Origin of the sequence: Thalassotalea sp. SU-HH00458 (genome assembly GCF_040362795.1) — a bacterium.
GTDB classification, from domain to species: Bacteria; Pseudomonadota; Gammaproteobacteria; order Enterobacterales; family Alteromonadaceae; genus Thalassotalea_H; species Thalassotalea_H castellviae.
This window is the reverse complement of sequence record NZ_BAABWW010000004.1, coordinates 292,272-304,070: the sequence shown is the minus strand read 5'-3', so window position 1 is coordinate 304,070 and position 11,799 is coordinate 292,272. Positions and strand designations below refer to the sequence as shown.

Annotated in this window: 9 protein-coding genes; 4 read left to right on the top strand and 5 right to left on the bottom strand. The window is 35.1% G+C overall.

Annotation, left to right across the window (positions count from 1 at the left end; all coding sequences use genetic code 11):
* Nucleotides 1-14 precede the first annotated feature (14 nt).
* Complete coding sequence (gene prsK, locus ABXH06_RS08330; RefSeq protein WP_353517923.1) at nucleotides 15-2,051, top strand: XrtA/PEP-CTERM system histidine kinase PrsK; 2,037 nt, start codon at nucleotides 15-17, stop codon at nucleotides 2,049-2,051.
* A 28-nt stretch (nucleotides 2,052-2,079) separates the two neighbouring features.
* Nucleotides 2,080-3,432, top strand: a complete 1,353-nt coding sequence (gene prsR, locus ABXH06_RS08325; RefSeq protein ID WP_353517922.1) for a PEP-CTERM-box response regulator transcription factor — start codon at nucleotides 2,080-2,082, stop codon at nucleotides 3,430-3,432.
* 80 nt (nucleotides 3,433-3,512) lie between these two features.
* Here the strand turns inward: prsR and ABXH06_RS08320 are convergent, their stop codons facing one another.
* The 5 genes from ABXH06_RS08320 to ABXH06_RS08300 are packed head-to-tail and all read right to left on the bottom strand — an operon-like array spanning nucleotide 3,513 to nucleotide 9,270.
* Nucleotides 3,513-4,553, bottom strand: a complete 1,041-nt coding sequence (locus ABXH06_RS08320; protein WP_353517921.1) for an XrtA/PEP-CTERM system-associated ATPase — start codon at nucleotides 4,551-4,553, stop codon at nucleotides 3,513-3,515.
* A gap of 2 nt (nucleotides 4,554-4,555) precedes the next feature.
* Nucleotides 4,556-6,151: a TIGR03016 family PEP-CTERM system-associated outer membrane protein gene (locus ABXH06_RS08315; protein ID WP_353517920.1), complete on the bottom strand. Its 1,596-nt coding sequence runs from the start codon at nucleotides 6,149-6,151 to the stop codon at nucleotides 4,556-4,558.
* Complete coding sequence (locus tag ABXH06_RS08310) at nucleotides 6,114-6,995, bottom strand: XrtA-associated tyrosine autokinase (RefSeq protein WP_353517919.1); 882 nt, start codon at nucleotides 6,993-6,995, stop codon at nucleotides 6,114-6,116. Before ABXH06_RS08310 ends, ABXH06_RS08315 begins: the two co-directional genes overlap by 38 nt.
* Nucleotides 6,996-6,997: 2 nt before the next feature.
* Nucleotides 6,998-8,581 (bottom strand): XrtA system polysaccharide chain length determinant, encoded by a 1,584-nt coding sequence (locus tag ABXH06_RS08305; protein WP_353517918.1) that lies wholly within the window; start codon nucleotides 8,579-8,581, stop codon nucleotides 6,998-7,000.
* Between the two features lie 53 nt (nucleotides 8,582-8,634).
* Nucleotides 8,635-9,270: an XrtA/PEP-CTERM system exopolysaccharide export protein gene (locus ABXH06_RS08300; RefSeq protein ID WP_353517917.1), complete on the bottom strand. Its 636-nt coding sequence runs from the start codon at nucleotides 9,268-9,270 to the stop codon at nucleotides 8,635-8,637.
* A gap of 223 nt (nucleotides 9,271-9,493) precedes the next feature.
* Between ABXH06_RS08300 and ABXH06_RS08295 the strand changes: the two genes are divergently transcribed.
* Nucleotides 9,494-10,897: a TIGR03013 family XrtA/PEP-CTERM system glycosyltransferase gene (locus tag ABXH06_RS08295; RefSeq protein WP_353517916.1), complete on the top strand. Its 1,404-nt coding sequence runs from the start codon at nucleotides 9,494-9,496 to the stop codon at nucleotides 10,895-10,897.
* 6 nt (nucleotides 10,898-10,903) lie between these two features.
* Nucleotides 10,904-11,797 (top strand): XrtA system polysaccharide deacetylase, encoded by an 894-nt coding sequence (locus tag ABXH06_RS08290; protein WP_353517915.1) that lies wholly within the window; start codon nucleotides 10,904-10,906, stop codon nucleotides 11,795-11,797.
* The last annotated feature ends 2 nt before the right edge of the window (nucleotides 11,798-11,799 follow it).

The following is an 11,799-nucleotide window of genomic DNA, read 5'->3' as shown; positions in this document are numbered from 1 at the left end:
GGAAGTAAGCGTTTATGGAATTTGTTGGTCAAATTGGTTATTCATTAAGTTTCATCGCTTACCTCGTTTTCACGTTATTGATAGTTGCCGCTCGCAATAAATCAGTTTTAGCGAAATGGACCATAGTCTCTGCCTTAAGTACCACCTTTGCGAGTGGTTTATCTTTCTTACAAATTAAAATGGGTTTTAGCTTACAGTGGGTGATGATAGCTGACGGCTTTAAAATAGCTTGTTGGTCTGTGATGGTACTTATTTGTAATACTGAGCTCACTTCAGTACGTAAGCTGTTTTCTAATTATCATATTCGCCAATATGTCGTGATTAGCAGTTTATTAATGCTATCGTGCTGGGTAGCAACCTACTTTCTTAATTTCTCTTACGAATATTTATTTTTACTGTTTATCGTTTTAAATTTATGGATTTTGGTTTTAATCGAACAACTTTATCGAAGTGCTGACGATCAAATACGCTGGGCGATATGGCCATTAGTTATCGCACTTGCCAGTGTGTCTATTTTTGATTTTGTCCTCTATGCACAAGCGACTATGGTCGGTGGGATTGATTTCGATTTTTGGTATAGCCGCGGGTTCATCGCATTAGCGATTGTTCCGTTATTATTAATTAGTACGCGTCGCGTTAAAAATGGCTCAGTGCGTATTTTTGTCTCTCGGCAAGTGGTTTTTTATAGCTCGATTTTAATGATGGCAGGCATCTACTTATTAGTAATGGCGCTTGCGGGCTATGTTATTAATTATATTGGTGGTGAGTGGGGCAGCTTTGTCAGTATAGGTTTTTTAATTTTCAGTGGCATTGTGTTAGTGACATTATTAATTACTGATAGCTTACGCAAAAAGCTTAAAGTGTTTATTGCGAAAAACTTTTTTGCCAATCGGTATGAATATCGTGATGAATGGTTAAATTTAATTGAAAAAATAGAAACTACTAGTGCAGAAAGTTATTATCAAATGGCCACTAATATTATGATGTCGAAATTAGGAGCAACCAGTGGAGCCATCATTAAAAAACAAAGTGAAATGCACTTCGATGTTAAATATTCCAAAAAATTAGTGCTGTCTGAAGCGTTTGATTTGCAATTAACGTTAATCAGTCAATATTGTCAGCAGAAGGGGTGGATTATCGATGTTGATGAATATGAATTAACACCGTCGATGTATTCAGAACTCAACTTAGATGTTGATTTATGTCGCAGTTTTAATATTGAAACCATCGTACCTATTTTTATTGGCAAAGCATTTTACGGTTTGTTTGTGGTGGGAAGCATTGCAGAGAAGAAACAGCTTAACTGGGAGGACAGAGATTTGCTCTTCGCTGTCTCAAAACAGCTAGGTAACTTTATCTCTTTACATGAAGCTAATGATGAACTGGCAGAGTCAAAACAATTTGATGCCTTTAATCGGATGTCAGCATTTTTGGTACATGATTTAAAAAATGTACAAGCTCAACTTGCTTTAATTACCACCAATGCCGAAAAACACCGTGATAATACTGATTTTGTAGATGATGTATTTGAAACCGTGGAGTCAGCTACAGACCGCTTAGCTAAAGTGTTAACACAATTGCGAAATAAGCAAGTGGCCCAATCGAAGACCAAAGAAACTGACATTGCTGATCTAGTTCGTAAGGTGGTTGAGCAGCGTAATGTTATTAAACCAGAAGTTAAAATAGAGCAGTTGCAACCTAGTCTAATCGATGTTGATAAAGACACATTACATTCTGTGTTAAATCATCTTATTCAGAATGCGCAAGAAGCGACAAATGATGACGGATGGGTTAAAGTAAATGTGCTCTCCAATACCGATCTTATACAAATAACTATTGAAGATAACGGTAGTGGCATGTCTGCTGAGTTTATTAAAACTCGCCTATTTAAACCATTCGATACCACTAAAGGTAATGCGGGCATGGGAATAGGAGTATATGAAGCCAAACAATTTATTGAAAGTATCGCGGGGACAATTAAAGTGACAAGTAGAGAAAATCAGGGCTCTATCTTTGATATCCGTATACCGATAAAACCTGAATACGAATAATAAAAATGAATGAAAGGATTTTAGCTTAATGGAAAAGTTACTCATTGTAGATGACGATAAAGGTATCCAAAAACAATTAAAATGGAGCTTGTCTGATTATGAGGCTGTATTAGCGGCAGATAGAGAAGGCGCAATAGCCGCGGTGCGTCGCTATGAGCCTAAAGTGGTAACATTAGATTTAGGCTTACCGCCAGATTCAGCCAATGCCTCTGAAGGTTTAGCAGCACTTGAAGAAATTCTAAAGATATCTCCTCATACTAAAGTGATTGTCATTACCGGTAATGATGATAGAACCAATGCGTTAAAAGCTATTTCATTAGGCGCTTACGATTTTTATCAAAAGCCGATTGACTCAGAGGTGATTAACGTTATTGTTGCGCGAGCGTTTAGTGTGGCGGCCATCGAACAAGAAAACCGTCAAATGCGAACAGTTGGTGGTAACGATATTGGTATTATAGGCAACAGCGAAGCCATTGAACGTTGTCGAATGATGGTTAAACGTATTGCCCCAACTCAAATTACCGCTTTATTATTAGGAGAAAGTGGTACGGGTAAAGAAGTTACGGCAAATGCAGTACATATTGCCAGTGATCGTAGTAAAAAACCCTTTATCGCCATTAATTGTGCATCAATTCCAGAGACATTATTAGAAAGTGAGTTATTTGGTTTTGAAAAAGGCGCATTTACCGGTGCGGTTCGGACCACGAAAGGAAAAATTGAATGTGCTGAAGGCGGCACGCTATTTCTTGATGAAATTGGTGATATGCCGTTTAATCTGCAAGCCAAGTTATTGCGTTTTTTACAGGAGAAAAAAATTGAGCGCTTAGGTGGTCGACAAGAAATAGAAGTAGATGTTCGAGTCGTTTGTGCTACGAATCAAAATCTTGAAGAAATGGTCGCAAATAAAGAGTTTCGTGAAGATTTATTTTATCGGGTTAGTGAAATCACCTTAAATATACCACCGTTAAGAGAACGAGAAGAAGACGTACTGATTTTAGCGCAGTTCTTTTTGCAACGTTATGCACTGGAATACAAAAGTAATGTCAAAGGGTTTTCAGAAGACGCGTTAAGTGCGATTAAAGCGCATAAGTGGCCAGGTAATATACGTGAGCTACAAAACAAGGTGAAAAGCTCTGTCATTATGTCTACGGGAACCCAAGTCACTGCAATAGACTTAGGGTTCTTTGATCATGAAGATAAAAGCCTTGAACTCAATTTAAACTTGAGACAAGTTCGTGAGCAAGCTGAATCAATTGCTATTCAAAAAGCATATGCGTTGTCCGAAGGGAATATGTCTAAATGTTCAGAATTGCTTGGTATTACTAGGCCGACGCTATATACGTTAATTGAGAAGTATGGCTTAGCAATTAATTCAGAATAATGAATTGATGGTATTGACTTACAGCGACATTTAATAAAAAAACCAGCAATGATGCTGGTTTTTTTATTGTGTAAATAACATTATTTATCTATTTGCTCTTCCGCGTATAACTTGCTCTTATGTTTTAATAACTTATCAACATAACGCGCCATTTTTACTTTTTGCTTAATTGATGACTCAAGAATTTCCTCAACATCTCTAAGCACTTCTTTAATGTGCTCAACGTTTTCAGTAGAATTAACTACAACTTGTTGACTGGTTTTTTGATTTGGCTCTTGACTGGTTAATTCAGAAGAATTTAATGATCCTGTTAATTCAATCTCCATTTCTTCAGCCACGGTCATGATAGTTTCTGAATTGATAACGTCTAACTCTTCGAGAAAGCCAAATAATAATAAACGATCGACAAAAATATTAATTTTACGCGGTACGCCTAAAGTTTTTTCATGGATCAATTCAAAGGCATTTTCAGAAAATAATTCATCTTTTTCACAACCTGCTTGGTGAATTCGATGAATGATATATTCTTTTACCTCAGCAACGCTCAATGGTTTTAAATGTGCAGAGGCAATAATACGTTGTCTAAATTGTTCCATGTTCGGCGCTTGAATAATCGGTTTTAATTCTTCTTGGCCGAGTAAGAAACTTTGAATTAATGGCTTATTTTCCAGTTGAAAGTTCGATAACATCCGTAATTCTTCAACGGTTTCAGATGGCAAGTTTTGTGCTTCATCAACAATTAATAAAGCCCGTTTACCTTGTTTATTAAGCTGAATCAGAAACTTTTCTATTGCTTGTAATAAATCCGCTTTACTGTCACCTTTTGACTGAATATTAAACTCAGAAACGACAAGTGCTAGTAATTCTTGTGGGTCAAGTTTTGTGGTCACTAATTGAGCAGCAACGATACTCTCATCGCCTAATTGACTGAGTAAATTACGGGCGATCGTTGTTTTACCTGTGCCAATTGGACCTGTAATAACAATGAAGCCTTCGCCTTGATCTAAGCCATATTGCAAATAAGAAAGCGCACGCTGATGATGATCAGAAGCGAAAAAAAAGCGAGGATCTGGGCTTAGTTGGAATGGCTTTTCAGTAAAACCATAATAATTTTCATACATAATTAAAAATCTTTTGTAATTTTGAAAGTTAAACGACCTTCTTCATAGTTAAACTCTTGTGCGTTTGAACTTCGATTAATATGCGCTAAACCAAAATTAAAATGGAGATTACTATTTAATGATTTTTGATAACCTATTGATATGTTGCGATATCTATCTTGTCTTTCAGTCTCAGTATTTATTTGAAACCGATTATCATTATATGACGCGTTAAAGTTTAGACTTGAGCGACCGCTAACTTTTCTTGACGCAGTAAAGCCAGCTGAAGCTCTTTGGTCTTCAATATTGGTTTCTAAATTTTCTCGATTTAAAGATGATAGACTAATAGAAAAAGTTGTTCTTGATAAAGAAAGTGACGAATTCCAAGATAAGTCTTTATTTAAAGAATAAAAGTTATCTTCAATAAGTTCATAATCAATGAGATTCATCAATTCAAAGTTTTCAATATTAATATTACTATTATCTATTGCAAAACAATTATTTAGATCTGAGGAATCACCTCTAGGACAATAAAAGGCACCTAATGGGATTAGGTTATAATTATTTCTAGTAAAGCTTTGAACGGTTTCTTGATAACTAATACTGTTAGAAAGTCGCTTATTTTGATGGGAAATACTTAAACCGTAACTGTCTCCATAAAAACGCTGAGATAAACTCGCCGAGAATGTTGTTCTTGTAGATGGTTGCCAGTTTATTTTCGTATCAAAATATTCTTTCTGTTCATTGCCATCAGTATCTAATGCACTGCCAATAGGCTTATTGTATGAAAAGTCTATTTGTAAACGAGGAGAGACTTGCCACCTAATACCCGCACCATATGAGTTAGATTCAGTTGATTGTCCTCGATTAAGGGAGCCTTTGTTATCTTCATCATAATATCTTAAAAATGGGTTTATTTTCCAGTCAGTAATCAAACCTAACTTTACTTCACCACTATATGCTCTGCTGGTTTGATTATTATTTTTTCTTTCTTGATAAGTACTGTGAACATCCCAAAATAGCAATCTTGCTGAATTGCCATTTTTAGTTGAAACAGATGCGCTGTAACCGTTTTGATTTCCAATATTATCTTCAGATTCAGTTAAGTTATAAGTAATACTTGAGTTAACATGAAAATCACTGTTTGCCATATCATAGGCTAATCCGCCAGAGTAACTCTCTACTCGAGTAGTATCTGCTGAAACAATATCAGCAAGTGAATTTCGTGCACCATTACGAGCACGATTGTCGATATTAGCACTACCTATTAATGAAAGGCCTTGTCTACCAAGCTTTAAATTAAAATCGCTAGCAAGTGTATGATAGTCATCATCTAACTCATGATCATGACTATATAAAGCATAAACACTTTTTGATATTAAATTAAACTGTAAATATTGAGATTCATAAGCAGTATTAATTTCAATACCCGTTTGGCTGACTAAACTCGAAATTTCATTAGAAAGAGTCAGTTCAACGTTATCGGTATAAGTTTCTTCAATTAACAAGCTTGGCTGAAATTGCCAATTCCCAGCACATGCCCACTGTGAAAAAAGTGTAGCAGCACAAATTGTTGTTAATTTAGTCTTTTTCACCGTATCCATAGCCATAATAGCCATACAAATCCTTATGAGATCTTATTGCTTTATTCATTACTATACCAAGAGCTAAATCTTCATTTAGCGATTCTGTGGCCGCTTTAATGCTAGCGATTGTAGTTTTTGATTCCTCTACAACCATAATGGCTTGGCCGACAAGGTTAGCTAAAACTAACGTTTCCGTAACGCCAATCAACGGTGGGCAATCAAATATCACCACTCTATCAGGGTATCTAGTTGCTAATTCGGTTGCTAATGCAGCCATACGCTCACTTGCCAATAATTCATTCGATAAATGATGAGGTTGGCCTGCAGGCATCACTTTTAAATTGTTAATGTTGGTATCAAAAAGAACATCACTTACTTGTTTTTCAGGTTGTAATAGATACTCTATTAAGCCTTCTGTATTTTCAAGACCCAGTTCACGGTTGACGCTAGGTCTTAATACATCAGCATCGATAAGCAATACTTTTTTATCTTGTTCAAGCGCGATACTTAAGGCTAGGTTGACAGAAACGAATGTTTTTCCTTCGTTAGGTTTAGCACTACTCACCATAATCAGGTTCGGGTGATGTAGTAGTTTTGCACCACTACCAAAAGCATTATTTAATAGTTTTCGTTTTATTTGCCTAAATTCGTCTTTAATGCTTTTTCGTTCACCTGTGTCTATTAAATAGCCACGCTCACTTAAGCTGGTAGTGTCAACCGTTAGCACTATTCTATCTTCAGCAATCTCAGGTGATCTATCGTTAGAATGGACAATTGGATCTTTAGTAGTTGTAGCTGCTTGTTCTGAACTTTCAGCGTTCTTCTCTAAAGATTGTTTTGCAGCCTTACGAGCTAACGCTTTTTCTATTGTACTCATGATTAAAGCATTCCTCTTAATGGAGACTTGATTTGTTCAGGAAATATTGAATATAAAATGAAAAAGGTTAACAGTAATAATAATAAAGTATTGGATATCACAAATATCAAGGTTTTTTGGCGGTGCCACCTCTGTAAACCTAAAGTTTCAGCCGCAGAAACTACGCCAAATACAGGGATACCAGTCTCTTTTGTTACTTGGTTTCTGGATGTAACCACAGGATTAATTTGACTAAAAAGGAATGACAAACCTACTCCTACACCAAAACCAAGAAAAGTACTAATTAACAAAAATAGTATGCGTTTGGGACCTGTGGGTTTTGTTGGGGCTCTTGGCGGATCTATGATGCGAAAATTAATTTTACTAGAGGTCTTATCTGCTTGTTTAGCTAACTGTGCGGTCTCTTTTCTACTCAACAATTCTTCGTATTTTTTCTTGGTAATATCATAACCACGATTGAGTGCAGTCAGTTCTGCTTCTATCTCTGGCAAAATATGAATTTTAGTTTCAAGGTTTTTTACTTCTTTTGCGTAATTGTCACGTCGAACTTTAATAGACGCAACTTGATTTTCCAAGTGATTTATTTGAATTTGTAAATTTTGAATGACGGGATTTTGGGATATTTTTTGACTTGAGTCACCATTAGAGCGTGCAGATACATATTCTTGAATTTCTGTTTCCCTTTGAGCCTGTATGTGTTCTAAGCGACTTCGAGCCTCTTTAACATCAGGATGATGTTCAGTGTATTTTAGTTGCAATGAATCTAATAAAGATTGTAGTTCCGTTATACGACTGTCATAGCTTGTTACTATGGTATTTGAATCTTGAATATTTGACTGAATTTTGTCATCAGGTGTTTCAATGGACTCTAGTTGACTTTTTGAATTTGCTAATTGAGATTCAACTTCGGATAAACTTAATTCAATGGATTTAAGTTGTTCTTTGGAAATACTTAATTTGTTATAATAACCACCATATTGATTCGGTAATACATTACTATATTTTTGTTTAAAGTCCGTTAGTTTAGCTTCGTCTGACAATAACCTGTTTTCATATTCTTTGATTTGAGTATCTAAAAATTTTCCTGCGCTATCGGTGTCGGATCGATTTTCACCGAGTGTGTTTTCAATAAATACTGTTAGTGCCGATTGAACAACATTTTTAGCCATTTCAGGATCTTTATTTTCATATGAGATGGTAAAAATATTTTCCCTACCTGATTTTTGAATAATTATTTCAGTTTTTAACGATTCTATTAATTTTTCGTATTCTTGTTCATTTACTGCTTGTATATCTAAATCGGTCATACGAGATATACGTTCAACATTAGGTCTACTTAATAATGTCTTGATCATTAAGCTTATTTGTACATTTGGATTGGTTTCTACCGTTAAACCTTTTAACAATGGTCTTAAAAGTGATTGAGTGTCTGCATAAACTCTAGCTTCTGATTCATATACGTTGTCCATCTGTGCGATGTAAAGCCAAGTGATAGGACATATTAGCCAAGTAGACATAATAATATATCTACGCTTAAGCCAAATTCCTTTTAAATAATCTACAACTTGATCGATTAACTCTTGCATTCCTGACCTCTAAAACAGGGTGGATTTAAAAATAAATGTTTCATAGCCATGATTTAAAACCAAGTTTCAGGGATTACAATAATATCACCAGGAAGCACATCAACATTGGCCTTAATTTCACCGTTTTTAATTAGATCTTCGATATAAATGTCATATTGCTTTTGAACACCATTTTCAACTCTAACTAATGTGGCAGAATTACCATCTGCAAATTCAGTTAAACCACCAACGCGAATCATGACATCTAGGAGCGTCATATGTTGATTATAATTAATGGATTGAGGTTGTGCTGCTTCACCTATGACTCTGATTTGTTCACTGAATGGTCCCACGAAGTTATTCACAGTTACAGTAACGACAGGGTCTTTTAAATAGGTGCTTAATATTTCTTCAATTTTACGAGCTAATTCGGTAGGTGTTTTTCCAGCGACAGGAATATCTTCAACAAGCGATGTTGTAATCATTCCGTCAGGTCTTACCACAAAAGTGCCTGAAACTTCTGCTTCACGCCAAACAAAAATATTTAATACGTCACCGGCACCAATTAAATACTTATAGCTATTTACATCGATAGTATTTGATTGATGTATTGTTGCCGGAGGAAGTGTAGGGCTACTACAACCAGCTAAAATGTACATTAAAACTAGTGAAATAGTGATTCTGACTTTATTAATTAAGTGGTTTTCCATGGCTTCAACCTTCAGTTGTTATTGACTTAAATATTTAATAAACGAATAGATTCTATTAGATTTTTTTAAATGATGCACTTTATTTAATTACTGTTAAAAAAATATTATGTTTGATACTATTTATCCGCGCATATTTTAGGTCTGCTCAGCCTTAATAATTAACAATAATAAATAATTATTAATTTTGTTTTTTTGATCGTTTGTAAGGGAACCTACACTTTTTATGTCTAGCCCAAAATTTCGTGACTTGTCCTCAGGGAGTAAGTCATTAGTTATTATTGAGTTATTGCTTTTAGTCAGTGCTTTTTTTATTGTCTTTTATGGTAATAATTTTATAGGTTTAATTACGCATTCAGTAATACCTTCGAATATACTTTTTGTATACTCGCTTGTTTTTGCGTTAATAATTCAATTATCTTCATTAGCGCTTGGTTTATATAATTCTAAACTACGTGAAAGCTATCGAGGTGTTATCCGACGCATTCTAATGGCGGTTGCCATTGGCTTCTTTATCGCAACGCTGATTAATCCTTTCTATACCATAAACGCATTACCTATCGAATTATTAGCTGCTGCTAGTTTAGCGAGTTTTTTTTCATTAAGTGTCTTTAGATATTTCACCTTAAAGTTAGATATATTTGGTTTTAACAAAAGAAAAGTTTTAGTGTTAGGTGCTGGTGATAGGGCCTCTATTATTGAAAAACGCATGAGACGAGGCGTAGATAGACAAGGTTTTATCATGCACGGTTTTATTGTTATGGAAGGTGATGCCGACAATGGTATTGTTAATGAAAATAAAATCGAGTTAGACGGCTCTTTAGTGAATTATGCGTTAGAGCATGATGTAGATGAAATTGTTGTCGCTAGTGACGAACGACGAAACAATTTACCTGTTGATGAGCTATTTGCTTGTAAAATTCGTGGCGTTGAAATTACAGAAATTTTAGATTTTATTGAACGTGAAACGGGACAAATCGCCGTTAATTTGATTTACCCAAGCTGGGTGATCTATTCCAATGGCTTTGCTTCATCTAATCATTTAAGAAATACCTTAGATTGGTTGTTTAATGCCAGCATTGCTTTTTTCTTATTCTTATTAACTTGGCCGGTGATGTTGATTACCGCAATACTTATTAAGTTAGATGAAGGCATAAAAGCGCCTATTTTTTATCTGCAAGAAAGAGTTGGCCTTGATGGTCAAGCGTTCAATATTTATAAATTTAGAAGTATGCGCATTGATGCTGAAAAAAATGGCGCGCAAATGGCGACAGAAAATGATGACCGAACGACAAAAATAGGTAAGTTCATTCGTAAATATCGTGTTGATGAATTACCACAAATCTATAATGTGATGCGTGGTGATATGGGGTTTGTTGGCCCACGTCCCGAACGTCCAGAATTTGTTCAGCAATTAATAAAAACCATCCCTTATTATAATGAAAGACATAACGTTAAACCGGGTTTAACGGGATGGGCACAGCTTAAATATCCGTACGGTTCAACGGAAGAAGATTCGTTAGAAAAATTAAAATACGATCTTTATTATATTAAGCATCGAAGCTTTATGCTTGATTTGCTCATTTTAATTCGAACCGTTGAAATTGTTTTATTTGGTAAGGGAAGGTAGTTATAAATGCACTCGCCAATAATTAATGCTATGACAGTGGATGTAGAAGATTACTTTCATGTTTCTGCATTTGAAAATGTTATTCAGCCTAGTGATTGGTCAAGTTGTAAACCAACCGTAGATTATAATACTCGTCGATTAATAGATTTATTTGACCAGTACAATATCAAAGGAACTTTTTTTATTTTAGGTTGGGTCGCTGAAGCTTTCCCTGAGTTAGTCAGAGATATTGCTGAAAAAGGCCATGAAATAGCTAGTCACGGCACAAATCACCGAAGAGCATCAACACAAACAAGAGAAGAATTGAAGCTTGATATAACAAAAAGTATCGATATTCTTGAGCAATCTACAGGAAATAAAATTCTTGGTTATAGAGCTCCTAGTTTTTCTATTGGGAAAAGCAACGAATGGGCTTATGAGTTATTAGCAGATTTAGGTTTGTTGTATAGCTCGAGTACATACCCTGTTGTCCATGACTTATATGGGACACCTGAGTGGCCTAGGTTTGTACATAAACGTAAAGAAGGCATTATAGAAATACCTATTCCGACTATTCGTTCAAAAGATATAAATACGGGAATCGGTGGCGGTGGATATTTTAGGTTGTATCCATATTTCTTATCAAAAAAACGTATACAAAAGTTTCATGCTGAAGAAAAGCAACCTTATAGCTTTTATTTTCATCCATGGGAAATTGATCCTAACCAGCCAAAAGTCAAGGGAGCTTCTTTTAAATCTAAAGTGAGACATTACATAAATTTATCTAGAATGGAAAATAAAATAGAAAAGCTTTTGATCGACTTTAATTGGTCAACAATGAAAGATGTATATTTAGATGGAAATGATATCAATTCTAAAATATTCAGTAATCAAAGTAATAATAACGAGTTAGGACTTTAAAA

Bases quoted from the DNA above. Each gene is read 5' to 3' on its own strand.
- prsK (WP_353517923.1), top strand. From the start codon at position 15: ATGGAATTTGTTGGTCAAATTGGTTATTCATTAAGTTTCATCGCTTAC.
- prsR (WP_353517922.1), top strand. From the start codon at position 2,080: ATGGAAAAGTTACTCATTGTAGATGACGATAAAGGTATCCAAAAACAA.
- ABXH06_RS08320 (WP_353517921.1), bottom strand. From the start codon at position 4,553: ATGTATGAAAATTATTATGGTTTTACTGAAAAGCCATTCCAACTAAGC.
- ABXH06_RS08315 (WP_353517920.1), bottom strand. From the start codon at position 6,151: ATGGCTATTATGGCTATGGATACGGTGAAAAAGACTAAATTAACAACA.
- ABXH06_RS08310 (WP_353517919.1), bottom strand. From the start codon at position 6,995: ATGAGTACAATAGAAAAAGCGTTAGCTCGTAAGGCTGCAAAACAATCT.
- ABXH06_RS08305 (WP_353517918.1), bottom strand. From the start codon at position 8,581: ATGCAAGAGTTAATCGATCAAGTTGTAGATTATTTAAAAGGAATTTGG.
- ABXH06_RS08300 (WP_353517917.1), bottom strand. From the start codon at position 9,270: ATGGAAAACCACTTAATTAATAAAGTCAGAATCACTATTTCACTAGTT.
- ABXH06_RS08295 (WP_353517916.1), top strand. From the start codon at position 9,494: ATGTCTAGCCCAAAATTTCGTGACTTGTCCTCAGGGAGTAAGTCATTA.
- ABXH06_RS08290 (WP_353517915.1), top strand. From the start codon at position 10,904: ATGCACTCGCCAATAATTAATGCTATGACAGTGGATGTAGAAGATTAC.